Source organism: Microtetraspora glauca, from assembly GCF_040656155.1.
Classification (GTDB): Bacteria; Actinomycetota; Actinomycetes; order Streptosporangiales; family Streptosporangiaceae; genus Microtetraspora; species Microtetraspora glauca.
On record NZ_JBFALK010000001.1, the window covers coordinates 35,845 to 59,471 of the forward strand.

Below are 23,627 nucleotides of genomic sequence, written 5' to 3' on the forward strand. Positions count from 1 at the left end.
GGGGCGCCTTTGAGGCGACTCGTGCCCTCCTTGCTCGGGGTCGCTCGTGCCTCGCTCCCCGCTCGCTCGTCGGTTACTTCCCCGCCGCGCCCCTCTGTGCTTGATTGCCGCGCCTTCGGCACGGCGGGCTCGGGGCGCCTTTGAGGCGACTCGTGCCCTCCTTGCTCGGGGTCGCTCGTGCCTCGCTCCCCGCTCGCTCGTCGGTTACTTCCCCGCCGCGCCCCTCGCTGTGCTTGATTGCCGCGCCTTCGGCACGGCGAAAAGTAACGGCGTGATCGCGCGTTTCCGCGTGATCACGCCGTTTTGGTAGGAGTCCTACTTCGTCCAGATGGCGGCGTACTTGCCGTCCTCGCTGTTCACCTGGACGGGGAAGTAGCCCTCCCCCTTGAGCTTGTCGAACCTGCTCTGGTAACCCGAGCTCGACATCCCGGTGTACTCGAACCAGCCGCCGATCTTGTCGTTGCGCCAGACCGCCGTGTAGGTGCCGCCGGGACCCACGGCGACATAGCCGGGGCGGTAGCCGTTGGCGACCCGCGCCTTGAACTCCGCCTCATGCTCGGCGAAGGTCTTGTTCGCGGTGACCTCCCACCGGACGCCGGAGGCGTTGGCCGACCAGATCGCGGCGTACATCGGGGAGGCGGCGCTGCCGTACACGTCGACCGACGTCGGCACGAGGCCGTTGCCGATGGCGGCGGCGTTGGCTGCGGCGAACTGCGCGGAGGTCATGTTGTGCCGGGCGACGAACTTGTCCGACTTCTTCACGAACACCGCGGCGAAGCGCGCGGCGTCGCCGCTGCCCGTCGCCGTGACGACCGTCGGCTGATAGCCCTTGGCGGTGTACTCGTCGAACCGCTTTTGATAGCCCTGCGATGACATGTCCTGGTACATGGCCCAGGCAGTACCGGACGACTTGACCCACACGCCGGCGTAGCTGGACCCGGAGGAGATGCTCAGGCTGACGGGTACGTAGCCCTTGCCGCTCAACTCGTGGAACTTCTGGACCTGCTGGGCCGATGTGATGCCGTGATAGGCGATGGACGCGGACGACGCCTGGGCGTGAGCCGCGACCGGCGCTCCCGCCACAGCCAAGGCGACGCCCGTGATCGCGATCTTTCCGGTGATGCGCATGACCCTCCCCGGGGGTAATGGATGATCCAAACCTGGGCGAGGCAAGACCCTAACAGAGGAAGATCGGCGTCAGACCTCCAGTAGTAAGGTGATCGGCCCGTCATTTGTCAATGACACTTTCATATCGGCACCGAAAACTCCGGTCTCCACGCGGGCGCCCAGGGCTCTCAGCTCGGCCACGACCGCCTCGACCAGCGGCTCCGCGACGGGGCCGGGCGCGGCCGCCTGCCACGTCGGACGCCGTCCCTTTCGGGCGTCGCCGTACAGTGTGAACTGGCTCACAACGAGGAGTGGCGCGCCGACGTCCGAGCACGACTTCTCGCCATGCAGGACGCGCAGCCCCCAGAGCTTGCCGGCGAGCCGGGCCGCCTCGGCGGGCCCATCGGTGTGTGTCGCTCCGACGAGGACGAGCAGGCCCGGCTCGTCGATCGCCCCCACGACCTGACCGTCGACCACGACTGACGCGGAGCTGACCCGCTGTACGACCGCACGCATGGCCCCGCATTCTGCCATGTCCGCATTCTGGTGGCAGGTCCCGTAGAGCCGGGATCGCCGCTTCAAGTGACAACCCTCGGCTCATCGAGAGGCACTCGACTGGGTCGATCGCGGACCGCCAGCGAGTCCGGCCTACTGGTGTGGGGCGGTGTCGCGGCGGCCTGCCCGCCGACTGATGACGACACGAGTGGCGGACAGGAACATCGCCCGCGTACGGCCGGAGCGGACTGCGGACTGAACAGGGAGGATTGGCTGTAGATCGGGTGGGACGGGGGACCTCCTGTAAATGCGTACACTCGCCGTATGTCCGAATTGATCGTCGAGGTGGTCCGCTCCGGGTTCGTGGAATCCGTCCACAGGGCCCGTGTTTTCGCTGTGGACGCGTCCGGAGCCCCCGTCATGCGGCACGGCGACACGGACGTCCTGGTGTCGCCGCGCTCCTCGATGAAGCCGCTGCAGGCGCTCGGCATGGTGTGGTCGGGCCTCCCGCTGGAGAACGAGCTGCTCGCGCTCGCCTGCGCCAGCCACGCGGGCGAGGACTTCCATGTCGAGGGGGCGCGGAAGATCCTGGCCGGGGCGGGGCTGGACGAGAGCGCCCTCGGCTGCCCCGAGGCCCTGCCCGAGGACACCGCCGCACGGCACCGGGCGATCCGGGCGTACGTCGAGCCCGGCCGGATCTTCATGAACTGCTCCGGCAAGCACGCGGCCATGCTGGCGACCTGCATGGTGAACGGCTGGCCGGTCGAGAGCTACCTCGATCCCGGGCACCCGCTGCAGAGGGCCATCCGCGCCACCGTCGAGGAGTTCACCGGGGAGCGCGTCGCGGCCACCGGCGTGGACGGGTGCGGCGCGCCGCTGTTCTTCGTCTCCATGGAGGGCGTGGTGCGGGCCTTCCGGCGGCTCACGCTCGCCGACGAGGGCACCCCGGAGCGCCGCATCGCCGACGCCATGCGCGCCCACCCCGAATGGACCAGCGGAACCGAACGGCCCGAGGCGAAACTGATGCGCGCCATGCCCGGCCTCATGGTCAAGGCCGGGGCGGAGGCGTTCGACGCGTTCGCCTTCGCCGACGGCCGCGCCGCCGCCGTCAAGATCGAGGACGGCGGCGCCAGGGCGCGCGTGCCGGTGACCGTGGCCGCCCTGCGCGCCCTCGGCCTGGACGCCCCCAAGTTCGCGGAGCTGGCCGCCTCACCCCTGCTGGGCGGGGGCAGGGAGGTCGGCGAGATCCGGGTCCGCCGTCCCTGACCGTTCCCGGCCGGGACGGCTTCCCGGCCGCGTCCTGCTTGCCGGTCGTGTCCTGGAAGCGTGCCGGGTCGGTCCTAGAAGGAGCGGAACAGGCGCGCGGCGGAGATCGCGCCCGAGGTCGTCATCGTGAAGGTCCGCATCGAGTCGGCGAACTTCGACAGGTCCCACTCGGCCGGGCCCTGGTACCAGTACAGGTTGTCCGCCGGGCGGCCGCCGCCGTCGATGGAGGCCACCACGCGGGCCCACCGGTCCACCCCGTCGAAGACCACGGCGTACGGGAGGTAGCGGGAGAACAGCTCGATCCGCTGTGCCGGCGGGATGCTCCCGATCTCCCCGGACGCGAGATGCTCCCGGAAGCCGAGCGTGTGGGCGAGCACCGCCGCGCCCTTGGCGGTCTTCGCGGGCATGTACTGGCCCCCGACGGCCAGCGCGGCTCCGGCGATGATCAGCGCGAGTCCCACCAGGGCGTACGTCGTGAACCAGGCGAGGGCCACGGTCGCCACGACGCCGAGGACGGTCGCGACCACGCCGACGGTCGTCCAGCGGGTCCGGACCGAGTCGGGCCGCCGGGCGAACCAGCCCTGGGTCACCACGTCCTGGTAGAGCTCGTCGCGCACCTTGCCGAGCCCGGCGGTGAACGAGCCCTGCAACTGCGACAGCAGTACGGTGTCCCGCCCGTCGAAGACGGCGTCGTAGAGCGCGCGCTCGTAGGGGAGGAGGGAGGCCACCGGCGCCGACGGCAACCTGACCAGGAGCCAGTCTGGGGCGTCGTACGCCTGCCGGGGCTGCTCGTCGATCCGGAGGTAGCCGCGTACGGCGAGGTCGACGATGGTGGCCGTCACGTCGATCACGTCGGCCTGCTCGTCGATCAGCGTGCCGATCTGGCCGGGCCGTACGCCGTCCGGGGGAGTGAACTGGCCGTTCTGGTGCGCGACGACCACGCCGGACTGGGCGCCGACCACCCGGGCGTCCCGGCCGCGGGTCCAGTAGAGCAGCCCGACGCCCCCGCCCAGCAGGAGCAGCAGCAGCGCCAGGGCCCCGCCGGTCACGGCGTTCAGGGTGAACGCGTTGGCCAGCTCGAAGCGGCGCTCCAGGATCGGCGCGGCTCCCGTCGCGCCCTTCGGGTAGCCGACGACGATCGTCAGCACCTCGCCGTCCCGCAGGCCCTGCTGTTCGAACGTGGCGGCGGCCCCGGTCTCGTCGATCGAGGCGCCCGTGCAGCCGATCGCCGAGGCCGGCTCGCCGGCGAAGCAGGAGAGGTTCTCCGCCCGGCCCGGGCCGCTGACCGTCACCGTCACCTGCTCCGCCGGTCCGGCCACGGCGAACCAGCGCAGCTCCTCGCCACCGGTGAGGGGCGTCACGGCGCCGGTCACGTCGTACTCCACGGTGCCGCTGCCGGTGAACGTGATCGCCTCGCCGTCGAAGGAGGCGCCTTTGAGGTTGGAGACGCGGTAGACGCGGTCGTTGCCGTCGTCGTACCGCGTCCGCGTGAGCAGCGTACGTCGCATCGGAGCACCGGAGAGAGTGATCTTCTCCACGACGTGCAGGACGCCGTCCTTGCGCAGCTCCATGGTCACGTCGTCCTTGGTCACCGTCGCAGGGTCGGCGTGCGCGGGGGTGCCGACCGTGAGGAGCGCGAGGACGGCGAACAGGGCAGCCAGACCGAGTCGGCGAGCGAGATCCACCATGAGCCAGCACCTTATCGGTCCTCCTTTGTACCGATGTCGGGCTCGCTAGTGTGTGACGTCATGGCACGTACGCGCTTGTACCGGAACGGGGTGATGGAGGCCGAGGACTTCCCGGTCTCCGAGGTCTCCGACCATTTGCGGGACCCGTCGGCGGTCGTCTGGTTGGACATGTGCGCGCCGGACGAGGAGGACCTCGCCCAGATCAGCGAGGAACTGGGCCTGCACGAGCTGGCCGTGGAGGGCGCGCTGGCGCATCGACAGCGCCCCAAGCTCGACGTCTACGACAGCCATATGTTCCTCAGCGTCTACGCCGGAGCGTTCGACCAGGAGACGGGCAGCCTGGACGTCGCCGAGGCGTCGGCGTTCATCACCGAGAACGTCCTGGTCACCGTGCGCAAGACCGAGGGTTTCGTGATCGACGAGGTCGTCCGCCGCTGGGACTCCTCGTCCAGCCTGGCCAGGCACGGCGTCGCCTTCCTCCTCCACGGTCTCCTCGACTACGTGGTCGACAGCCACTTCGACGCCGTCGAGGCCATGGACGAGCAGGTCGAGGCGTTGGAAGGGACGCTGTTCGAGGACCGTCCGATCGGGTCCGCCGAGCAGCGCCGTACCTTCGAGATGCGCAAGAGCCTCGCACTCCTCCGCCGGATCGTCATGCCGATGCGCGAGGTCGTGAACACGCTGCTGCGGCGGCACGTCGACTCGGGCGACGAGGCGATGCTCCCCTACTTCCAGGACGTGTACGACCACGTCCTGCGGGTCACCGAGTGGACCGAGTCCCTCCGCGACCTCGTCGCCAACATCCGCGAGGCGCATCTGACCATGCAGAGCAACCGGCTCAACCTGATCATGAAGAGAGTGACCGGTTGGGCCGCCATCATCGCCGTGCCCACCATGATCACCGGTTTCTACGGGCAGAATCTCCCGTTCCCCGGCTTCGAGCGGCCATGGGGCTTCTGGGTGTCCACGTTCCTCATCGTGCTGGTGTCGGCTCTGCTGTACCGATCGTTCCGCAGGCGCGACTGGCTCTGACGCTCTCCCGGAGGGAGGCCCGGAATCACGCGTACGGCGCAGCCGAAACCCGGCCGGATTCGCGCTGGGCCGCGGTCGATTATGGGAGAAACCCGCCCCATCCGGTACGGCAGCGGCCCGCCTCCGCCCCCGATCCCGGGAGGAGTCACGCATTCGACAGGGGTGGTCACGCTGCGCTGGATAAACTGCGGCCCTGGTCAGGGTGATCTCCCGACGGACAGCCAGAGGTGTCATGCGCGGGCCCATGAAAGCGCGGCGTTCCCTGAGAGCCGCAGTCGCCGCCGTTCTGGTGACGTGCCCTCTCATCACGGGATGCGCCGACGCGGTGAGCGAGACCGCGCGGCACCAGGCGGTGCCGCAGGTACGGCCACCGGTGGTGATGTTCCTCGGTGACAGCTTCACGGTCGGCTCGGGCCCGGTCGCAGAGTGGGACACCTACGCGGCCGGGACGGCCAGAAGCCTGGGCTGGCAGCTCATCACCGCCGGAGGCGCCGGCACCGGCTACATCGCCAGGGGCCGGATCGGCCGCACGTTCGAACAGTCCTTCGCCCGGCAGCTCGCCTGGCGGCCCGCGCCGGACCTGGTCGTCGTCTCCGGCGGCCACAACGACCGGCGGGCGCGGCCCGCGGGCGTGCGGGAAGCCGTACTCCGCCTGGTGGGGAACGTCAGGGAACGGTGGCCGCTGGCCAGGATCGTGCTCGTCGGCCCCATCTGGATCGACACCGCGCCGAAGGAGGCGTATCGCACCAGGGACGCCATCGCGAGCGCGGCCTGGCTGGCCGGGGTGCCCTTCCTGGATCCGCTGACCCAGCGGTGGATCAGGGACGACCGGACCAGAGTGCTCCTGTCCGACGGCATCCACCCGACCCTGTACGGGCACCTGCGGCTGGCGCGCTGGCTCGTCGGAACCTTGCGGGCGCGGGGCCTCGCCGGTGACGCGGCGGCTCCCCCGGCCCTGGTCGGGCCCGAGCCGTCCTAGTGCCCCTCCGGTCGATCACCAGGGGCCGTAGGGTCCCTGGTTGCCGCCACCGCGGTACTGGCTGACCGCGGGCTTCACGTCGGCGAGATAGATGCCGGAGGCGATGACGGAGAGGATGGTGAGGAGACCCGGCATGCCCATCCCCATGCCCATGTAGTTGACCGCGGGGGCGAACGTGAACAGCGTCGCCAATCCCAGGATGATCAACCACAGCTGCTTGGTCTGCTTGCTCGCCGCCGGGAAGGCGCGTGCGGGGATCCGGATCGCGTGGATCAGCGCCCAGACGGACAAGATGAAGGCCCCGACGGAGAGCAGCCAGAAGATGAGAGTGAGGATGTTGTTGACGGGGCCGATCATGGACTCTCCCAGGCGGTCACGGTCTCTGTCGCCCCCAGACTAGTGCGGTGTGGCCCGTGCCGGGCCGCCACCGGTCCAACCGGCGATCTCGCGACCGCCCGAGGGCGGCGACGACGCGGGCCCGCCCCGGCCGGAGCCGATGGCGGGCCCGCGTCATTGTGCCTCAGGCCTTGGTGGAACGGGGACGGCCGGGCTTCCTGTCGGAGGAAGCGGGCCGCGGCTCGGCGGACTTGGAGACCTCTTCGAGCTCCAGCGCGGCCTCGCCGCTCACCTTGCTGACGATCTTGCGACCGCGCACGGCCAGCTCCTCGTACAGCTCGTTGAACCGGGTGGCGGCGGTGTCGGCGTACTCGCGGGCCTTACCGGGGAAGTCCTTGGCGACGGCCTCGGCCTTGCCCTGGACGGTCTCGGCGTACTCGCGCGCCTTGCCCGGGATGTCCTTCGCGGTCTCGCGCAGCTCGCCCCTGCGGGCCTGCAGCTTCTGGAACTGCTCGGGCAGCTCGCGCAGCTTCTCGACGGCGTAGTCACCGGCGCCCGCGACCGCGTAGAACGGCTTGGACTCGGTGATCTTCTTGACTTCGGCGGTGAGAGTCATCGGTTACCCTTCCTTGGAATCCGGTGTGGCGGTGTTCTCCCTGTGAACCGCGGCATCAGGCGGGGGCTCAGCCGGTTGCGTCGGCTGGGCCTCCGGGTTCCCGGCGCGGTTCTCCTTGCGGAACGACTCGTAAATGTCGATCAACACCTGGCGTTGCCGCTCGGTGATGGTGACATCGGCCCGGATCGCGGCCAGCACGTCGCTGTCCGGCTCGCGGTCCTCGATCAGCCCGGCCTGCACGTACAGCGCCTGCGCGGAGATGTGCAGACCTTTGGCGATCTGGTTGAGGATCTCCGCGCTCGGCTTGCGCAGGCCGCGCTCGACCTGGCTCAGATAGGGATTCGAGACCCCCGCCTGCGCGGCGAGCTGGCGGAGAGAGATCTTCGCCTGTTGCCGCTGCTGGCGGATGTACTCGCCGATCGAGCCGACCTTCGGTAGTTCCATACCCTCCAGTGTGCACACCAAGTGCTTGCAATTGCAAACTCGATGGCAAACACCTGCAAGCGGTGCGGGGTCAGGCGGGGAGCAGCCAGAGCAGCGGAGCCGAGACGGCGAGGGCCGCGGAGGCGGTCAGGATGGCGTACCTGACGTGCGCGGGAAGGTCCAGGTCGGGCTTGATGAGCCGGTTCACGCGCGTCATCACGTTCTGCCCGGACGTGGCACCGAGCGCCCCGTGCGGAGTCGGGACGGAGGTGGCGGCGCCGAACCGCAGGAGCGCGGTGGCGAGCCGCTTCGGAGAGCAGAAGCGGCGGGCACGGTCGTCGGCGGCCATCTCGACCAGCAGCGCCACGGACGCCTGGGCGTCCCGGACCACGGCGGCCCAGGGAAGCGCCCGGAGCAGCGCGCCGAACGGCAGCAGCACCAGGTCGTGCCGCTCGCGCGCGTGCGCGAGCTCGTGCGCGAGCATCGCGTCGAGCTCGTCCTGCGAGAGCAGGTCGAGCGTGCCCGCGCTGATCACCACCTGCGACCTGAGCCCCGGCACGCAGTACGCGGCCGCGCCCGGGTGGTCGACCACCCGGACGCCGGGGACGGCGGGCTCGTCCCTCGCGATCAGGGAGAGCAGCATGCGGTGGCGGCGCTGGGCGCGGAGCGTCTGCACGCCGGCCGCGACGAGCACCGCCACGAGCACCGCGAGCAGGGTGAGCCCGCTGAGCAGCGCGCAGAGCCTGATCGCGTCGTGCGGCTCGCGGATGTCGAACTCGGCGCGGATGAGCAGGATGGAGAGCCCGTGCACGACGCCGGCGCCATAAGGGGCCAGGGCGTACGCGAAGAGGGCTCCGGTCGTGGCGAGTCCCCACGTCACTCCGAGGGACTGCCACAGGAGGATGGCGGTGCGAGGCGCACGCCACGTCCAACGCGCGGAGGTCAGGCGCCAGGCACCGACCGCGCATGCCAGGGCGAGGGCCGCCAGGACAGCCGCCGCGATCACTGCTCCTCCAGCTCCGTGAGGGCTCTTCGGAGGATCTCGGCCTCGGACCCGGAAACCGCCTGGGCGAAGCGCGTCAGCGCGGCGCTGCGGTCTCCCGTCAGGTCCAGGGCTTCGAGCATGAGCTCGGTGACGTAGGCGTCACGGCTCTCGGCGGGCTCGTAGCGCCAGGCGCGCCCGTCCCGGGTGCGGTTCAGGAACCCCTTGCGGGAAAGACGGTCGAGTACGGTCATCACGGTGGTGGGTGCCAGGTCGCGGTCCGCGATCAGGCGGCCGACCTCGCGTGCGGTCAACGGTGCGCTCTGTGCCCAGAGGATGTCCATGATGCTACGTTCAAGATCGCCAAGTCCTTTCACGCCAACTAGCCTACCTGGGGTAGTACTACGTGTCGTAGAGGGGCGCATGTCATGAAGCTCACGCTGGTCCAGGGGGACATCACCGAGCAGCGGGTGGACGCGATCGTCAACGCGGCCAACTCGTCGCTGCTGGGCGGCGGCGGAGTGGACGGCGCGATCCACAGGAAGGGCGGTCCGGAGATCCTGGAGGAGTGCCGGGCGCTGCGCGCGTCCCGGTACGGAGGCGGCCTTCCCGCGGGACAGGCTGTTTCGACCACGGCGGGACGGCTGCCCGCCCGGTGGGTAATCCACACCGTCGGGCCGGTGTACTCGCGAAGTGAGGACCGGTCTCACCTGCTGGCCTCCTGCTACCGGGAGTCGCTCAAAGTCGCCGACGCGCTCGGCGCGGCGACGGTCGCGTTCCCCGCCGTGTCGACCGGCGTCTACCGCTGGCCGATGGACGACGCCGCCCGCATCTCGGTCACCACCGTGCTGCGCTCCGGGTCGACGATCGACGAGGCGCGTTTCGTGCTGTTCGACTTCGCAGCATATGAGATCTTCGACCGGGTCCTACGAGAATTCGGGTGAATCGGCGGGATCCAGCCCTCGGGTTTGCCGTTCCATGCGGAAATCTTGACGTCGAGGCGCTCAGGCGACCGCCGACCAGGGGATCGTCAGCTCGCCGAGCCGCCAGCGGGACGGGCCGCCGAGGGGCGGCGTGACCGCCACCGGCCAGTCACGCGCCAGCAGTTCCGCCGTCCTGGCCCAGCGCTGGCGGGAGCCGTACGGCGCGAACGGGGCGCAGGTCGCCCAGGCGCGGTCCCACTGGCGGAGGAACTCGTGGACGGGCTCGCCGGGGACGTTCCGGTGGATCAGGGTCTTGGGCAGCCGCTCCGCCAGGTCGGACGGGCGGTCGAACCCGCCGAACCGGGCCGCGAACGTCAGCGTGCGCGGTCCCTCGGCCCCGAGCGCCGCCCACACCGCGCGGTGACCGATCTCCGAACAGGTGCCCTCGACGATCACGCCGCCGGGGTCGATCCGCGAGCGCAGCAGGTCCCAGTGCGCCCAGGCGTCGGCCTCGGCGTACTGCCTGAGCACGTTGAAGGCGCGCACGATCAGGGGGCGGCGAGGCACCGGGAGCTCGAATCCGCCCCTGACGAAGGTGAGCCCGTCCCGTTCGTACGGCCGGGCCGCCGCGACCCGCGCCGGATCGATCTCGACGCCCACGACCTCGACCCTCGGGCACACCACGCGGAGCCGTACGAACAGCTCCAGGGTCGTGATGTGCGAGGCGCCGTAACCGAGGTCGACCACGAGCGGGGCGTCGCGGGCCGAGCGCAGCAGCGGAGCGTGGACGGCGGCGATCCAGCGGTCGGACCGCCTGAGCCGGTTGTGCCCGGTGGTGCCGCGGGTGATCTCGCCGACGGGCCTGCGCACCTCAGACCCGGTGGACCTTGTGCTGGGCGGCCTGCGCGCGCGGCCGGATCACCAGGCGGTCGATGTTGACGTGCGCGGGACGGGTGACGGCGAACGCGATCACGTCGGCGACGTCCTCGGCGGTGAGCGGGTCGGGCACGCCGTCGTAGACCTTGGCGGCCGACTCCGCGTCGCCCCGGAACCGGGTCAGCGAGAACTCCTCGGTGTGGACCATGCCCGGCGCGATCTCGACGACGCGGACCGGCTCGCCGCACAGCTCCAGCCGCAGGGTCTCCGTCATCGAGGTCTGGGCGTGCTTGGCCGCGCAGTATCCGCCGCCGCCCTCGTACGACACCAGACCGGCGACCGAGGTCAGCATCACCAGCACGCCGTCGCCGGACGCGATCAGCCTGGGCATCAGGGCCCGGGTCATGCGCAGCGAGCCGATCACGTTGACCTCGTACATCCGCTGCCAGTCGTCCACCCGGCCCGAGGCCACCGGTTCGAGGCCGATCGCGCCGCCCGCGTTGTTGACCAGCACGTCACACCGGTCGAGCGTGGCGGCGAAGGCGTCGACGGACTCCTGGGAGGTGACGTCGAGCGTCGCCGGGCGGATCGAGGGCACCTCGGCGGCCAGCCGGTCCAGCCGGTCGCGCCGCCGGGCCGCGGCCACGACGTCGAAGCCCTCGGCGGCGAGTCGCCGGGCCGTCGCCGCGCCGATGCCGCTGCTCGCTCCGGTCACCACTGCCGTCTTCGTCATGGTCGCTCCAAAGAGGGATTCCAAACCGTGGGTGGACTTCTCATCTTTCCAGGAGCTTGGAAAAGCTGCGGAACCGCACCGATTCGGGAATCTTGTCGGGTTTCTCGAGGTTGTTACCGTTCTGGAGGTGGTGCGGGTGGCGCTCAGTCGGCGCCGGGTCAACCGGGTCGCGACGATCAGCATGCACACGTCGCCGCTGGACCAGCCCGGGACGGGCGACGCCGGCGGCATGAACGTGTACGTCGTCGAGGTGGCCAAGAGGCTGGCCGCCCTCGGCATCGAGGTGGAGATCTTCACCCGGCAGACCGCCAGGGACCTGCCGCCGACGGCGGAGATCGCGCCCGGGGTGTCCGTACGGCACGTCACCGCCGGGCCGTACGAGGAGCTGGACCGCGCGGACCTTCCCGCCCAGCTCTGCGGATTCCTGTCCGGCGTGCTGCGGACCGAGGCGATGTACGAGCCCGGCCGCTACGACGTCATCCACTCGCACTACTGGCTCTCCGGGCAGGTCGGCTGGCTCGCGAAGGAGCGCTGGGGCATCCCCCTCGTGCACACCATGCACACCATGGCCAAGGTGAAGAACCTCCTGCTCGCCGAAGGCGACAAGCCGGAGCCCACCGCGCGCGTCCTCGGCGAGGAGCAGGTCGTCGGCGTCGCCGACCGCCTGGTGGCCAACACGGCCGCCGAGGCCCACGAGCTGATCGAGCTGTACGACGCGCCCAGAGACCGGGTGACCGTCGTGAATCCCGGCGTCAACCTCGGCGTCTTCCAACCGGCGTCCCAAGGGGCGGCCCGGCACCGCCTCGGCCTGCCGCAGGACGCCCACGTACTGCTCTTCGTGGGCCGGATCCAGCCGCTCAAGGGGCCCGACGTCCTCATGAAGGCGGTCGCCCGGATGCTCGTCGAGGATCCGTCGCTGCGCTCGCGGCTCGTCGTCGCCTTCGTCGGCGGGCCGAGCGGCAACGGCCTGGCCCGCCCCTCCCTGCTCACCGAACTCGCGGGGGAGCTCGGCATCACCGACGTCGTACGGCTCTCGCCGCCCGCGCCGCAGCACGAGCTGGCCGACTGGTACCGGGCGGCGGACGTGACCGTCGTCCCTTCGCACAACGAGTCCTTCGGGCTCGTCGCGCTGGAGTCACAGGCGTGCGGCACCCCCGTCGCCGCCGCCTCCGTCGGCGGCCTGCGCACGGCGGTCAAGGACGGCGTGTCCGGCATACTCATCGACGGGCACGACCCCCACGAGTGGGCGGTGGCGCTTCGCCGCCTCCTCGGGAGCCCCGCCTGGCTGGACTACCTCTCCGGCAACGCCGTACGGCACGCGGAGGCCTTCGGCTGGTCGGCGACGGCCGCCCGGCTGGTCGAGGTGTACGCGGGCGCGATGTCCCGGCTGCACCGCGTCCCGATCGCGGTCAACTCCTGATCTCCCGGGGCACGGCCTAGTCTGAGAAGAACGGGCGGCGCCGAGGTTCACGCACGGAACGACAGGGCGGGAGCCGCCCGGCGAGGCTTGGAGGGGACATGAGTGATCTGGAAGGCGTGATCGAGGGAGCGCTCAAGGCGGCGGACCTCGCCTACGAGCGGCCTCGGCCCGGGGCGTTCCTCGTCAAGCTGCCCGGCCAGCACAAGCTCGCCACCATGACCTGGCTCGTCCTCGGCGACCAGGCGCTCAACGTCGAGGCGTTCTTCTGCCGGCAGCCGGACGAGAACCACGCCGATTTCTACCGGTGGCTGCTGTCCAAGAACGGCTCGATGTACGGTGTGCACTTCGCGCTCGACCCGGAGGGTGACGTCTACCTCGTCGGCCGGGTGCCGTTCGATGCGGTCACGGAGACCGAGATCGACCGGGTGCTCGGATGCGTCCTCACCTACTCCGACGAGTCCTTCGACCGCGCGCTGGAACTCGGGTTCGCCTCCTCCATCCGCAGGGAGTGGGAGTGGCGGGTCAAGAGGGGCGAGTCCCTCGCCAACCTGCAGGCGTTCGCGAGGTTCGCCGATCCGGCACGGGACCCCGCATAAGCCATACGGACTAAGCTTTCGGGCTATGGCGACTTTGGTGCTGCTGCGGCATGGCGAGAGCGAGTGGAACGTCAAGGGCCTGTTCACCGGGTGGGTGGATGTCACGCTCTCCCCGGCGGGCGAGGAAGAGGCGCGGCGCGGCGGTCAGCTGCTGCTCGACGCCGGTGTCCACCCCGATGTGGTGCACACCTCCCTCCTGACCCGGGCGATCCGGACGGCCAACCTCGCGCTGGAGGTGGCCGACCTGCTCTGGCTGCCCGTGCACCGCTCGTGGCGGCTGAACGAGCGCCACTACGGCGCGCTCCAGGGCAAGGACAAGGCCCAGACCCGCGCGGAGTTCGGCGACGAGCAGTTCATGCTCTGGCGCCGCTCCTATGACACTCCGCCGCCGCCGATCGCCGACAGCGACGAGTTCTCCCAGGCGGGTGACCCCAGGTACGCCCTCCTCCCGCCGGAGCTCATGCCGAGGACCGAATGCCTCAAGGACGTCGTCGACCGGATGCTGCCGTACTGGTACGACCGGATCGTGCCCGACCTGGCCGAGGGGCGGACGGTTCTGGTCGTCGCGCACGGCAACTCGCTGCGCGCGCTGGTCAAGCACCTCGACGGCATCGACGACGCGTCGATCGCGAAGCTCAACATCCCGACCGGCATCCCGCTGCGGTACGAGCTCGACGAGAACTTCCGCCCGCTGAACCCGGGCGGGGACTACCTCGACCCGGACGCGGCCAAGGCCGCCATCGAGGCCGTCGCCAACCAGGGCAGGTGATCCCGTACCGCTCCGCGGCGCGGACAGGAGCTCCGCGCGGGCGGGCCACGGACGCGGAACGGCGCGGCAAGGAAGTCTTGCCGCGCCGCCACGAGGAATGTCTCAGTCCGTGTTCCGTGAGCCGGTGACGAGGTAGACGACGTCGCGGGCGACGCGCACCGCGTGGTCGGCGTACCGCTCGTAGTACCGCCCGACGAGGGTGATGTCGATCGCGGCCTCCACGCCGTGCGACCACCCGTCGGCGAGCAGCACGCGGAAGAGCCGGCGGTGCAGCCGGTCCATCGCGTCGTCGTCGCTCTCCAGTTCCTTGGCGGTCTCGACGTCACGGGAGACGATGACGCTTCCGGTCTTGACGATCAGACGTTCGGCGATCGCGCCCATCTCCACGATGGTGTCGCGCAGCTCGGCCGGGATGGCCGAGTCGGGGTGGCGCATCCGGGCGATCTTGGCGATGTGCTCGGCGTGGTCGCCCATGCGTTCCAGGTCGGCGGCCATCCGCAGCGCGGTGATCACGGTGCGCAGGTCGACGGCAACCGGCTGCTGGGTCGCCATCACCTCGTAGATCGAGGTCTCGATCTCCGCGTAGAGCTGGTTGACCTCCGCGTCGCGGGAGATCACGCTCTCGGCGAGCTGGAGGTCGGCGTCCAGCAGTGCGGTGGTGCCCCGTGACATGGCGGAGCGGACAAGTCGGGTCATCTCCACCAGGCGGTCGGTGAGGGCTTCCAGCTCATCGTGGTAGGCGTCGCGCATGCCGATCAACCTACGCGTGGTTCCGTGAACGAACTTCGACCGTCAGATGAACTTTTCCGGAAAAGCCATGGTCACGCCCTATCAGGGAGGATACCGGGCGAGAAACGCCGCCTACATTTGGAACCGTGAACGAGTTGCTCGCCAGCCTCGCCGCGATGGCCGGATTCATTCTGGGCGCCGTCGTCATGATGGCGATCGGCCGCCAGTCCGACCACGAACAGCGGACCGAGACCTCCGACGACGTGCTGTCGTCCGGCGTGGCCTCCGTACTCGCGGTGCTTCCCTCGTCGGCCGTCGTCCTGGACCGGGACGACCGGGTGCTGCGCGCGAGTTCGGCCGCCCGCGCCTTCGGCCTGGTGCACGGTGATTCCCTCATGGCGGCCGAACTGCTCGCGCTGGCCAGAAAGGTCCGCAGGGACGGCGAGATCCGCGAGAGCGAGATCGAGACGGCGGGACGCAGGTTCGGCCAGGAGTCGACGACTTTCGCGGTCCGCGTGGCCCCTCTGGGATCGCACGGGCAGGTGCTCGTCCTGGCCGAGGACCAGACGGAGAGCCGCCGGGTCGACGCGGTCCGGCGCGACTTCGTGGCGAACGTCAGCCACGAGCTCAAGACGCCCGTCGGCGCGCTCAGCCTGCTCGCGGAGACCATTCAGGACGCCGCGGACGACCCGGAGGCGGTGACCCGCTTCGCGGGCCGGATGCAGCACGAGGCCGCGCGGCTGACCTACCTGGTGCAGGACCTGATCACGCTCTCCCGGATCCAGGGCGCCGAGCCCATCCCGACGCCGTGCGCGGTGTCCGTCGACGAGGTCGTCCACGAGGCGATCGACCGTTGCAACACCAAGGCGTCCTCCAAGCAGATCACCCTGGTCGCCGGCGGCAGGGAGGGCCTGCGCATATGGGGCGACGACGAACTGCTGGTCACCGCCCTGCGCAACCTCATCGACAACGCCGTCGCCTACAGCCCCGAGCAGACCCGGGTCGTGGTCAGCGTGCGCCCGGCGGGCGACTCGGTCGAGGTGAGCGTCAGCGACCAGGGCATCGGCATCCCCGAGTTCGCCCAGGAGCGCATCTTCGAGCGCTTCTTCCGGGTGGACGCCGCCCGGTCGCGCGCGACCGGCGGGACCGGGCTCGGTCTCGCCATCGTCAAGCACGTCGCCGCCGCCCACGGCGGCGAGGTGACGGTCTGGAGCAAGGAAGGCTCCGGATCGACCTTCACCCTCCGCCTGCCCGCGTTCGGCGGTACGGCGGGAGCGGTACAGAGCACAACAACCCCCATGGAGGCTGCGAAGTGACCCGGGTACTCGTCGTCGAGGACGAGGAGTCGTTCTCGGACGCCCTGTCCTACATGCTCCGTAAGGAAGGCTTCGAGGTGGCCGTCGCGGCCACCGGCCCCGAGGCGCTGGACGCCTTCGACCGCAACGGCGCGGACATCGTCCTGCTCGACCTGATGCTTCCCGGCCTGCCGGGCACGGAGGTGTGCCGCACGCTCCGGCAACGTTCCAAGGTCCCCGTCATCATGCTGACGGCGAAGGACAGCGAGATCGACAAGGTGGTCGGCCTGGAACTGGGCGCGGACGACTACGTGACGAAGCCCTTCTCCTCGCGGGAACTCGTGGCCCGCATCCGGGCGGTCCTCCGGCGCCAGGGGGACGTGGAGGAACTGGAGTCGGCCATCCTCGCGGCCGGCCCGGTCAGGATGGACGTCGACCGGCACATCGTCGCCGTACGCGGCGAGCACGTGCAGCTTCCGCTGAAGGAGTTCGAGCTGCTGGAGGTGCTGCTGCGCAACGCCGGCAGGGTGCTCACCCGCGGCCAGCTCATCGACCGGGTCTGGGGCGCCGACTACGTGGGCGACACGAAGACCCTGGACGTCCACGTGAAGCGGCTGCGCGCCAAGGTCGAGGCCGACCCCTCCAACCCGCGCTGCATCCTCACCGTGCGCGGACTGGGCTACAAGTTCGACCCCGTGGAGGCCTGACACCGGGAACGGCGGAACCCCTTGCCGGGGACGGCAAGGGGTTCTTCGTCGTTCTCGGGACGTCGTTCTCAGCGGTGTCCCGCCCAGGCGCAGGCCGTCGTCAGTGGCTCTGCGTCAGTGGCCGTGCGTCGCCTCGGTGCCCGTCCCGGTCTCGGTCCCCGTGGCCTCGGTGGTCGTGGTGTCGGTGGTCGTGGTGTCGGTGGTCGTGGTGTCGGCCGCCGGGGGCTGCGCGTTCGGAGCGGGCGGCAGGGTGGCGAACTCGCGACTGCGCGGGATCACGGGCACGGACATGGTGACGTCGCCCGCGTTCTTGAACCGGAGGGTCAGCTTCACGCTCTCGCCGCCGAGCAGCGTCTGCTTGAGCCCTTCGACGGTGGTGCCCGTGGACTTCGCCAGCGTGTTGGGCGAGAGCTGGAACGCGCCGGGGATCCGTACGGAGTCGGCCTGTCCGCTGTCGGGCACGATCGCGGTGAGCGCGTCGGCGGCGGTGTTGGTGTTCACCAGGCTGAGGTAGAGCGGTGCGGAGCCGCCGGCCGCGATCTGGCCGCCGGAGTCAGGTCCGAGGATGAACGCCTGGGCGATCTTGACGCCGTTGTGGCCGTAGTCCCTGTCCGCGCCGTCGCCGACCATGTGGACACCCGCCTCGGTCGGCGCGTACGGGATGTTGGTGTTGGCGTCGAACCCGGCGCCGCACGCGGCCAGCGCAGGGGCGGCGGCGAGGAGCGCGGCAATGGCGATCACCCTGCGGCGGCTGGTGCTGCTCACGGTGCGATTCTCCTTGGTATGCATGGTTTTGAGCAGCAAACACCATATCTGCGCCCGGCTCCGGTCACGGACTCGGGCTCCCGATGTCGAGTCCGTCTGGTTTTGCAGGTCATCCGGTATGTCCCGCTTTGCCATTCACAGAGTCGACTGCTTGTCAAGTCCTAAAATGACGTCTTGACCTGCAGTTATGTTCATTTCACTGTTCCGGGAGGCTGTGAGCGCGTGGTACTCTGGAGTACAGCGGAAGGGGTACTTGTCACATGACTTTCCAGGTCGGCGACACTGTCGTCTACCCCCACCATGGGGCTGCTCGGATCGAGGCCATCACGACCCGAACCATCAAGGGTGAGGAAAAGACCTACCTGGTGCTGAAGGTCGACAAAGGCGACCTGACCGTCCAGGTGCCAGCGGAAAACGCCGAGCTCGTCGGTGTGCGTGATGTCGTCGGCCAGGAAGGCCTTGAGCGCGTATTCGACGTGCTGCGCATGCCGCACACGGAGGAGCCGACCAACTGGTCCCGCCGCTACAAGGCCAACCTGGAGAAGTTGGCGTCCGGTGACGTCAACAAGGTGGCCGAGGTCGTTCGCGACCTGTGGCGACGCGACAAGGAGCGCGGGCTCTCCGCCGGTGAGAAGCGGATGCTCGCCAAGGCTCGGCAGATCCTGGTCAGCGAGCTGGCGCTGGCAGAGAAGACCAACGAGGACAAGGCCGAGGCGCTGCTCGACGAGGTGTTGAACTCCTGAACACGACGTCACCAAGGGTGGGCATCGGTGTCGATGTCCACCCTTTCGCATCTGGTCGTGAGCTGCACCTCGCCGGTCTGCACTGGCCGGGCGAGACCGGGCTCGCAGGACACTCCGACGGGGACGCGGCGGCGCACGCGTGCTGCGACGCGCTGCTGTCGGCCGCCGGCCTCGGGGACATCGGCGGCCTTTTCGGGACCGCCGATCCACGCTGGGCCGGGGCTTCGGGCGCCGTCCTCCTGGAGGAGGCGGCCCGCCAGGTCAGGTCGGCCGGCTTCCAGATAGGCAACGTGGCGGTTCAGATCATCGGTAACCGGCCCAAGCTCGCGCCTCGCCGTACGGAGGCGGAGAAGGCCCTGGGAGCCGCTGTGGGGGCTCCTGTGAGCGTCAGCGCCACCACCACGGACGGCCTGGGCCTCACCGGGCGTGGAGAGGGCGTCGCGGCGATGGCGACCGCGATCGTCTTCGGCTGACCCGTCGGTCGGATCCTCCGGCGGCGAATGGCCCCGTCCAAAGGGACATGCAAACCCGGATGGGCACAGGAGCGTCCTATTCAACACGTGGGTGGCGACCCGGAATCCAGGCGCGGAAAGGGTCGCCGCCCCATTTTTGATGATTTGTCGGCTAGCCGGGTAAAACTCCAAGTCGGACGTGAAAACCATCACTTCGACGGGGGAGCTGGTCATGATCGGAGCGATCGTCGGTGCCATCATCATCGGCATCATCATCGGAGCGCTCGCGCGGCTGATACTTCCGGGCCGTCAGAACATCAGCATCGGACTCACGATCATCGTCGGGATCGTCGCCGCTTTGATCGGCTCGCTGATCGCCAGCGTTCTCGGAGTCGCGAATACCAGGGGCATCGACTGGACCGAGCACCTCATTCAGCTTCTGCTCGCCATCGTGGGCGTGTACGCGGTCACGAGGGCGAAGAGCAGAAGCCAGTAAAGGCGGGCAGGTAAAGGAATATCTCCCGAATACTGGGTAGTGATCTCCCTTGACGGTGAAGGTGTCACCCTCAAGGGAGGTCGATCATGACCATCGAATCCATTCTCGGTGCCATTGTGATTGGTGCGGTCGTCGGTGCGCTGGGGCGTCTGTTCCTTCCCGGCAGGCAGCCGATCGGCTGGATCCTCACCATCGTCGTCGGCATCGTGGCGGCCCTCATCGGTACCGCCATCGCCCAGGTCCTCGGAGTCGACACCACGCCGGGCATCGACTGGATCGAACTGGTGATGCAGGTCGTGCTCGCCGTCATCGGTGTCGGCATCGTCGCAGGCATCCGCGGCGGAACGCGCGTCTAGATCCGTCCCGCGGGAGGTGACCCGCTGTGAACGGTTGCTGGACGCCACCGGCGTGAGCGGCCGTCCCGAGCAGGAAAGGCCCGCTCGCCCCTCCCTGAGGGGTGAGCGGGCCTTTTGCCGTGTGTCCGCCTGGTATGTCGCCCCGCAGGTCGCTGAGAGTCGCTCTCGCGCCTCCGACAGACTTCCGGGGGCCGGAGGGCCCCCAGCCCCGGAGGACCGCTCACAGACGCTCTGGTCGTTCCCGGCCGCTCACGGGTCTGGATGGCTCCGAGGGGGTGGCTCAGTCCGGCGGGAGCGGGGTGCTGCGCATGCGACCGGAGGGCGGGTCCACCGGCACCGGCTCGTCCTTGGCCTCCGCCGCGGTGCCGTACGGCTTCCGCCGGGCCTCCTCCTCGTCGGCCGCGTCCGCTTCGTGAGCCGGGTCGGGGATCTCGGGAAGCCGGCGTAGCGGCTGGGTGTCGATCTCCGATTCCGACGTGCGGGCGTCGTGCGCCTCGCCGCGCCGTTCGACGGACTCCTGGACGGACTCCTGGACGGACTCCTCGACGGATTTCTCGGTGGACTCGGTGTGCGGCTCGGAAGGCCGGTGGGCAGCGTGCTCCGGTTGTTCGGTCCGGTCCCGGGCGATGTCCGCCGGCGTGTCGTGCGGCGTCGCGGCCTCATCCGGCTCCGCGGTGGCCGCGCCCCCGCGCGGCGTGCCGGGAGCGTCCGGCGTCCGGTCGTCCGGCATCGTCAGGTTATCCGGCGTGGCTGGGGCGTCCGGCGTCGTCCGGTTATCCGGCGTGGTCTGGGCATCCTTCGCGGGCGGTTCGCCGGGATCCGCGTTCACCCCCGCGCTGGACTCCCGGACGGAGTCGGTCGGAGCTTCGCCTCGCGGGCGGGGATGGACGAGGACGTCACCGATGTGCGGCCGGACGAGGTCGCCCCACCGGACGGGCCGGTTGCGCCTCGGGCTCGCGGGCTCGGCCCCGGGCCTCGGGTTCGTGGGCTCGGCTTCGGTAGGCGTGACCTCCGCGGGCTCGGCTTCCGCCGGTGCGGCCTCCGGCTCCGTGGTCGCCGGGGCGTCGCCGGCCTCCTGAGGGCCGTCCTCCTGAGGCGTCGCCGTGACCGCCGCGTGCGACGGTGCCTCGGCCGGTTCCCGCGTGGGCGCCCGCCGTACGGGATGGGACGGCTCAGGGGCCGGACGGGGCGAGACGGCGGGTGCCGGAGCGTCCTCCTCCCGAGCGGGAGCGGCCTCCTCCAGGGCGGAGACGGCGGGAGCCGGGGCGGTCTCCTGCGCGATGGAGACCGCCGGGGAATACGTCTCCCGAGAGGCGCGGCGCGGCTCCTCCCTCTCGAAGGGAACGATCTCGGCGGCGTCCGTCAGGGGGTCCCGATCGGACCAGTGCGCCTGCGCCTGCTTGGCGAGGATCAGCAGCAGCCAGAGCCCGATGCTCAACATCACCCAGGGCAGCAACGCCACCACGACGGCGGCCTGCCGTACGTCAGGGGTCGCACCTGTGGCGGTCGCGACGGTCGCCGTGGCGGCGGCCGCCATCAGCAGGACCAGGATGAGACCTGCCTGCAGCCGGAGCAGCGGCCGTCCGGTGCGGACCAGCGGAACGCCGATCAGCGCGACGACCAGCAGCGCGTCGAAGGCGGCAGGGTACAGATAGGCGAAGCGCGGCTCGGCCTGACCGGCGATCGCCAGCGCGCGCAGATCGTCGAAGGACAGTACGCAGGCCGCCGCCGCCAGCAGGGCGACCGCGAGACCCGCGACGCCGACGGCCAGGCGGCGAAGCACCAGCGGGAGTCCGGCGGATGGGGATTCGGGCGGGCGGGAGGCGCTGCCTGCCGCCGCGGGGGGAGAGGCGTCCATGGCGTTTCGAGCCTACAGAATGGGAGCAGCCCCGCCGATCACGGACGACAAGTAACATGATCCGCGTATCGGACCAGGAGATCACCGGAGGAAGCGATGTTGCCTGACGGTGTGCGCGAACTTTTCGACGCGCCGAACTTCGCGACCGTCGTCAGCCTCAATCCGGATGGCGCGCCGCAGGCGTCGGTCATCTGGGTCAGGACCGACGGGGACGACATCGTCTTCTCGACGGTCAAGGGACGCCGCAAGCACCGCAACTTCGATCGTGACCCGCGGACCACGATCGTGGTGATCGACCCGGCGAACCCGTACCGGTACGCCGAGGTCAGGGGCACCGTGACGATGGAGGACGACCCGGCGAGCGCGTTGATCGAGGAACTCTCCCTCAAGTACGCCGGCAGGTCGTGGGAGGAGCCCCACCCCGACAGCGAACGGGTGATCGTCCGCATTAAGCCGCAAAAGGTATATCTCCGCTGAGTGGTTTCTGGGCTTATGCGTGGTACGCCCGGGGCGCGGGTTCATACGGGCGGTGTTCACGGTCCCGTAAGTCGGCCTGTGGTGCGGCGTGAGGCATTAGCCTTGCCTTCGTGAGCCTGAACCTCTACGACACAAGCACGCGTACGGTCCGTGATTTCGTACCGGTCGAGCCCGGCCGGGTCTCGATGTATTTGTGTGGTGCGACCGTCCAGGCTCCGCCGCACATCGGCCACATCCGGTCCGGCGTCAACTTCGACGTGCTCCGCCGGTGGCTGGTCCGGCTGGGATACGAGGTGACGTTCTGCCGCAACGTCACCGACCTCGACGACAAGATCATCCGAGTGGCCGCCGACGAGGGCGTGCCGTGGTTCGTCGTCGCCGAGCGCAACCAGCGGGCCTTCGGCTGGGCGTACGACCAGCTCGGATGCCTTCCGCCGACCGTCGAGCCGCGGGCCATGGGCCACGTTCCCGAGATGGTCGAGCTGATGCGCCGGCTCATCGACAAGGGGCACGCCTACGCCGTGGGCGGCGACGTCTACTTCGATGTGGTGTCCTACGCCGACAGGTACGGCAGGCTCTCCAACCAGAAGCTGGAGAACATGCGGAGGGCGGGCGACACCGACACGGACTCGCTCAAGCACGACCCGCGCGACTTCGCCCTGTGGAAGGGCGCGAAGCCCGGTGAGCCGACGTGGCCCACTCCGTGGGGTCGCGGCCGGCCCGGCTGGCATCTCGAGTGCTCGGCGATGGCGACGAAATACCTCGGCGGCACGTTCGACATCCATGGTGGCGGCGTCGACCTGATCTTCCCGCACCACGAGAACGAGATCGCCCAGTCGCAGGCCGCGGGCGACGGCTTCGCCCGGTACTGGCTGCACAACGGCATGCTCAAGCTGGCCGGCGAGAAGATGAGCAAGTCGCTGGGTAACTCGCTGCTCATCCCGGACATGCTGCGCAAGGTGCGGGCCGTCGAGCTGCGCTACTACCTCGTCGCGGCGCACTACCGCTCTGAGATCGACTATTCGGAGGAGGCGCTGCAGGAAGCGGCCGCCGGATACCGGCGGCTCGAGGGCTTCGTCACCCGGGCGGCCGAAGTGATCCACGACGTGGACGCCGTGGCCCCGCTGCCGCAGGCGTTCGTGGACGCCATGAACGACGACCTCAACGTCTCCCAGGCGCTCGCGGTCATCCACGAGGTCGTCCGCGAGGGCAACGTCGCGCTGGCCCAGGGCAACAAGGAGCAGATCGCGCGGCTGCTGGCCGAGACGCAGAACATGCTCGACGTGCTCGGCCTGGACCCGCGTTCCGAGCAGTGGCGCGGCACGGGTGACTCCGGGCTTCGCGAGGTCGTGGACGGCCTGGTGGCCGTCGCGCTGGAGCAGCGCCAGGCGGCCCGTGCCCGCAAGGACTACGCCGCCGCCGACGCGATCCGTGAGCAGCTCGCCGCCGCGGGCGTGGTGGTCGAGGACACCCCTCAGGGGCCTCGCTGGGAGCTGGCACGCTAGAGG

General features: G+C 69.8%; 28 protein-coding genes. 15 read left to right on the plus strand and 13 right to left on the minus strand.

The features are described from left to right. Positions 1-315 precede the first annotated feature (315 nt). The gene (locus AB0I59_RS00205; RefSeq protein WP_358128505.1) at positions 316-1,128 is read right to left on the minus strand and encodes a hypothetical protein; all 813 of its coding nucleotides are present in this window, start codon (positions 1,126-1,128) and stop codon (positions 316-318) included. A 69-nt stretch (positions 1,129-1,197) separates the two neighbouring features. Then, on the minus strand, positions 1,198-1,623 hold the full coding sequence (gene dtd, locus AB0I59_RS00210; protein ID WP_228645642.1) for a D-aminoacyl-tRNA deacylase: 426 nt from the start codon (positions 1,621-1,623) through the stop codon (positions 1,198-1,200). A gap of 303 nt (positions 1,624-1,926) precedes the next feature. Here dtd and AB0I59_RS00215 point away from each other — a divergent pair, with 303 nt between their 5' ends. Continuing rightward, a complete protein-coding gene (locus AB0I59_RS00215; protein WP_358128508.1) occupies positions 1,927-2,868 on the plus strand; it encodes an asparaginase in 942 nt (313 codons plus the stop codon). A gap of 74 nt (positions 2,869-2,942) precedes the next feature. Here AB0I59_RS00215 and AB0I59_RS00220 read toward each other — a convergent pair whose 3' ends face one another. Continuing rightward, entirely contained in the window at positions 2,943-4,556 is a 1,614-nt protein-coding gene (locus AB0I59_RS00220) for a DUF2207 domain-containing protein (RefSeq protein WP_358128511.1), read from the minus strand. Positions 4,557-4,616: 60 nt separating this feature from the next. On the opposite strand from AB0I59_RS00220, the gene AB0I59_RS00225 reads away from it, so the two are divergent. Continuing rightward, a complete protein-coding gene (locus tag AB0I59_RS00225) occupies positions 4,617-5,588 on the plus strand; it encodes a magnesium transporter CorA family protein (RefSeq protein ID WP_358128514.1) in 972 nt (323 codons plus the stop codon). A gap of 325 nt (positions 5,589-5,913) precedes the next feature. Further along, positions 5,914-6,567, plus strand: coding sequence for an SGNH/GDSL hydrolase family protein (locus AB0I59_RS00230; protein ID WP_358128517.1), 654 nt, complete (start codon positions 5,914-5,916; stop codon positions 6,565-6,567). 15 nt (positions 6,568-6,582) lie between these two features. Here AB0I59_RS00230 and AB0I59_RS00235 read toward each other — a convergent pair whose 3' ends face one another. From AB0I59_RS00235 to AB0I59_RS00255, 5 genes are all read right to left on the minus strand, one after another. Then, on the minus strand, positions 6,583-6,924 hold the full coding sequence (locus tag AB0I59_RS00235) for a DUF2516 family protein (RefSeq protein ID WP_061253142.1): 342 nt from the start codon (positions 6,922-6,924) through the stop codon (positions 6,583-6,585). A 163-nt stretch (positions 6,925-7,087) separates the two neighbouring features. Next, positions 7,088-7,519 carry a Tim44 domain-containing protein gene (locus AB0I59_RS00240; RefSeq protein WP_061253143.1) on the minus strand — a complete coding sequence of 144 codons (432 nt, stop codon included), beginning with the start codon at positions 7,517-7,519 and terminating at the stop codon, positions 7,088-7,090. Between the two features lie 3 nt (positions 7,520-7,522). Further along, positions 7,523-7,963 carry a helix-turn-helix domain-containing protein gene (locus tag AB0I59_RS00245; protein ID WP_061253144.1) on the minus strand — a complete coding sequence of 147 codons (441 nt, stop codon included), beginning with the start codon at positions 7,961-7,963 and terminating at the stop codon, positions 7,523-7,525. A 70-nt stretch (positions 7,964-8,033) separates the two neighbouring features. Then, the gene (locus tag AB0I59_RS00250; protein ID WP_061253145.1) at positions 8,034-8,948 is read right to left on the minus strand and encodes a M56 family metallopeptidase; all 915 of its coding nucleotides are present in this window, start codon (positions 8,946-8,948) and stop codon (positions 8,034-8,036) included. After that, positions 8,945-9,301, minus strand: coding sequence for a BlaI/MecI/CopY family transcriptional regulator (locus tag AB0I59_RS00255; protein WP_308066867.1), 357 nt, complete (start codon positions 9,299-9,301; stop codon positions 8,945-8,947). Before AB0I59_RS00255 ends, AB0I59_RS00250 begins: the two co-directional genes overlap by 4 nt. A 51-nt stretch (positions 9,302-9,352) precedes the next feature. Here AB0I59_RS00255 and AB0I59_RS00260 point away from each other — a divergent pair, with 51 nt between their 5' ends. Continuing rightward, on the plus strand, positions 9,353-9,868 hold the full coding sequence (locus AB0I59_RS00260; protein WP_061253147.1) for an O-acetyl-ADP-ribose deacetylase: 516 nt from the start codon (positions 9,353-9,355) through the stop codon (positions 9,866-9,868). A 60-nt stretch (positions 9,869-9,928) separates the two neighbouring features. On the opposite strand, the gene AB0I59_RS00265 is transcribed toward AB0I59_RS00260, so the two are convergent. Together AB0I59_RS00265 and AB0I59_RS00270 are read right to left on the minus strand one after the other, a co-directional pair. Next, a complete protein-coding gene (locus AB0I59_RS00265) occupies positions 9,929-10,717 on the minus strand; it encodes a class I SAM-dependent methyltransferase (protein ID WP_061253148.1) in 789 nt (262 codons plus the stop codon). A gap of 1 nt (position 10,718) precedes the next feature. Beyond that, a complete protein-coding gene (locus tag AB0I59_RS00270) occupies positions 10,719-11,456 on the minus strand; it encodes an SDR family NAD(P)-dependent oxidoreductase (RefSeq protein ID WP_061253149.1) in 738 nt (245 codons plus the stop codon). A 136-nt stretch (positions 11,457-11,592) separates the two neighbouring features. Between AB0I59_RS00270 and mshA the strand changes: the two genes are divergently transcribed. From mshA to AB0I59_RS00285, 3 genes are all read left to right on the plus strand, one after another. Next, positions 11,593-12,876 carry a D-inositol-3-phosphate glycosyltransferase gene (mshA, locus tag AB0I59_RS00275; protein ID WP_358128524.1) on the plus strand — a complete coding sequence of 428 codons (1,284 nt, stop codon included), beginning with the start codon at positions 11,593-11,595 and terminating at the stop codon, positions 12,874-12,876. 98 nt (positions 12,877-12,974) lie between these two features. Further along, a complete protein-coding gene (locus tag AB0I59_RS00280) occupies positions 12,975-13,472 on the plus strand; it encodes a type III secretion system chaperone family protein (protein ID WP_061253150.1) in 498 nt (165 codons plus the stop codon). 25 nt (positions 13,473-13,497) lie between these two features. Then, positions 13,498-14,241 (plus strand): phosphoglyceromutase, encoded by a 744-nt coding sequence (locus tag AB0I59_RS00285; protein ID WP_061253151.1) that lies wholly within the window; start codon positions 13,498-13,500, stop codon positions 14,239-14,241. 102 nt (positions 14,242-14,343) lie between these two features. On the opposite strand, the gene phoU is transcribed toward AB0I59_RS00285, so the two are convergent. Then, the gene (gene phoU / locus AB0I59_RS00290) at positions 14,344-14,991 is read right to left on the minus strand and encodes a phosphate signaling complex protein PhoU (RefSeq protein WP_061253663.1); all 648 of its coding nucleotides are present in this window, start codon (positions 14,989-14,991) and stop codon (positions 14,344-14,346) included. A 185-nt stretch (positions 14,992-15,176) separates the two neighbouring features. Here phoU and AB0I59_RS00295 point away from each other — a divergent pair, with 185 nt between their 5' ends. Both AB0I59_RS00295 and AB0I59_RS00300 read left to right on the plus strand, forming a co-directional pair. Next, positions 15,177-16,286, plus strand: a complete 1,110-nt coding sequence (locus tag AB0I59_RS00295) for a sensor histidine kinase (RefSeq protein ID WP_228645680.1) — start codon at positions 15,177-15,179, stop codon at positions 16,284-16,286. Next, positions 16,283-16,972, plus strand: a complete 690-nt coding sequence (locus tag AB0I59_RS00300; RefSeq protein WP_061253152.1) for a response regulator — start codon at positions 16,283-16,285, stop codon at positions 16,970-16,972. Before AB0I59_RS00295 ends, AB0I59_RS00300 begins: the two co-directional genes overlap by 4 nt. 114 nt (positions 16,973-17,086) lie before the next feature. On the opposite strand, the gene AB0I59_RS00305 is transcribed toward AB0I59_RS00300, so the two are convergent. Then, positions 17,087-17,737, minus strand: coding sequence for a copper chaperone PCu(A)C (locus AB0I59_RS00305; RefSeq protein ID WP_358128529.1), 651 nt, complete (start codon positions 17,735-17,737; stop codon positions 17,087-17,089). A gap of 260 nt (positions 17,738-17,997) precedes the next feature. Here AB0I59_RS00305 and AB0I59_RS00310 point away from each other — a divergent pair, with 260 nt between their 5' ends. From AB0I59_RS00310 to AB0I59_RS00325, 4 genes are all read left to right on the plus strand, one after another. Next, positions 17,998-18,480, plus strand: coding sequence for a CarD family transcriptional regulator (locus tag AB0I59_RS00310; protein ID WP_030510364.1), 483 nt, complete (start codon positions 17,998-18,000; stop codon positions 18,478-18,480). 17 nt (positions 18,481-18,497) lie between these two features. Then, positions 18,498-18,953, plus strand: coding sequence for a 2-C-methyl-D-erythritol 2,4-cyclodiphosphate synthase (gene ispF / locus AB0I59_RS00315; RefSeq protein ID WP_358128533.1), 456 nt, complete (start codon positions 18,498-18,500; stop codon positions 18,951-18,953). A gap of 211 nt (positions 18,954-19,164) precedes the next feature. Beyond that, a complete protein-coding gene (locus AB0I59_RS00320; RefSeq protein ID WP_061253665.1) occupies positions 19,165-19,428 on the plus strand; it encodes a GlsB/YeaQ/YmgE family stress response membrane protein in 264 nt (87 codons plus the stop codon). Positions 19,429-19,514: 86 nt separating this feature from the next. Continuing rightward, positions 19,515-19,784 carry a GlsB/YeaQ/YmgE family stress response membrane protein gene (locus AB0I59_RS00325; RefSeq protein ID WP_061253155.1) on the plus strand — a complete coding sequence of 90 codons (270 nt, stop codon included), beginning with the start codon at positions 19,515-19,517 and terminating at the stop codon, positions 19,782-19,784. Positions 19,785-20,064: 280 nt separating this feature from the next. Here AB0I59_RS00325 and AB0I59_RS00330 read toward each other — a convergent pair whose 3' ends face one another. Further along, positions 20,065-21,642, minus strand: coding sequence for a DUF2637 domain-containing protein (locus tag AB0I59_RS00330; protein ID WP_358128537.1), 1,578 nt, complete (start codon positions 21,640-21,642; stop codon positions 20,065-20,067). A gap of 111 nt (positions 21,643-21,753) precedes the next feature. Here AB0I59_RS00330 and AB0I59_RS00335 point away from each other — a divergent pair, with 111 nt between their 5' ends. Continuing rightward, positions 21,754-22,119, plus strand: coding sequence for a PPOX class F420-dependent oxidoreductase (locus AB0I59_RS00335; RefSeq protein ID WP_358128540.1), 366 nt, complete (start codon positions 21,754-21,756; stop codon positions 22,117-22,119). Between the two features lie 110 nt (positions 22,120-22,229). Then, the gene (cysS, locus tag AB0I59_RS00340) at positions 22,230-23,624 is read left to right on the plus strand and encodes a cysteine--tRNA ligase (RefSeq protein WP_061253158.1); all 1,395 of its coding nucleotides are present in this window, start codon (positions 22,230-22,232) and stop codon (positions 23,622-23,624) included. The last annotated feature ends 3 nt before the right edge of the window (positions 23,625-23,627 follow it).

Bases quoted from the DNA above. Each gene is read 5' to 3' on its own strand.
- AB0I59_RS00205 (WP_358128505.1), bottom strand. From the start codon at position 1,128: ATGCGCATCACCGGAAAGATCGCGATCACGGGCGTCGCCTTGGCTGTG.
- dtd (WP_228645642.1), bottom strand. From the start codon at position 1,623: ATGCGTGCGGTCGTACAGCGGGTCAGCTCCGCGTCAGTCGTGGTCGAC.
- AB0I59_RS00215 (WP_358128508.1), top strand. From the start codon at position 1,927: ATGTCCGAATTGATCGTCGAGGTGGTCCGCTCCGGGTTCGTGGAATCC.
- AB0I59_RS00220 (WP_358128511.1), bottom strand. From the start codon at position 4,556: ATGGTGGATCTCGCTCGCCGACTCGGTCTGGCTGCCCTGTTCGCCGTC.
- AB0I59_RS00225 (WP_358128514.1), top strand. From the start codon at position 4,617: ATGGCACGTACGCGCTTGTACCGGAACGGGGTGATGGAGGCCGAGGAC.
- AB0I59_RS00235 (WP_061253142.1), bottom strand. From the start codon at position 6,924: ATGATCGGCCCCGTCAACAACATCCTCACTCTCATCTTCTGGCTGCTC.
- AB0I59_RS00240 (WP_061253143.1), bottom strand. From the start codon at position 7,519: ATGACTCTCACCGCCGAAGTCAAGAAGATCACCGAGTCCAAGCCGTTC.
- AB0I59_RS00245 (WP_061253144.1), bottom strand. From the start codon at position 7,963: ATGGAACTACCGAAGGTCGGCTCGATCGGCGAGTACATCCGCCAGCAG.
- AB0I59_RS00260 (WP_061253147.1), top strand. From the start codon at position 9,353: ATGAAGCTCACGCTGGTCCAGGGGGACATCACCGAGCAGCGGGTGGAC.
- AB0I59_RS00270 (WP_061253149.1), bottom strand. From the start codon at position 11,456: ATGACGAAGACGGCAGTGGTGACCGGAGCGAGCAGCGGCATCGGCGCG.
- AB0I59_RS00280 (WP_061253150.1), top strand. From the start codon at position 12,975: ATGAGTGATCTGGAAGGCGTGATCGAGGGAGCGCTCAAGGCGGCGGAC.
- AB0I59_RS00285 (WP_061253151.1), top strand. From the start codon at position 13,498: ATGGCGACTTTGGTGCTGCTGCGGCATGGCGAGAGCGAGTGGAACGTC.
- phoU (WP_061253663.1), bottom strand. From the start codon at position 14,991: ATGCGCGACGCCTACCACGATGAGCTGGAAGCCCTCACCGACCGCCTG.
- AB0I59_RS00295 (WP_228645680.1), top strand. From the start codon at position 15,177: ATGATGGCGATCGGCCGCCAGTCCGACCACGAACAGCGGACCGAGACC.
- AB0I59_RS00310 (WP_030510364.1), top strand. From the start codon at position 17,998: ATGACTTTCCAGGTCGGCGACACTGTCGTCTACCCCCACCATGGGGCT.
- AB0I59_RS00320 (WP_061253665.1), top strand. From the start codon at position 19,165: ATGATCGGAGCGATCGTCGGTGCCATCATCATCGGCATCATCATCGGA.
- AB0I59_RS00325 (WP_061253155.1), top strand. From the start codon at position 19,515: ATGACCATCGAATCCATTCTCGGTGCCATTGTGATTGGTGCGGTCGTC.
- AB0I59_RS00330 (WP_358128537.1), bottom strand. From the start codon at position 21,642: ATGGACGCCTCTCCCCCCGCGGCGGCAGGCAGCGCCTCCCGCCCGCCC.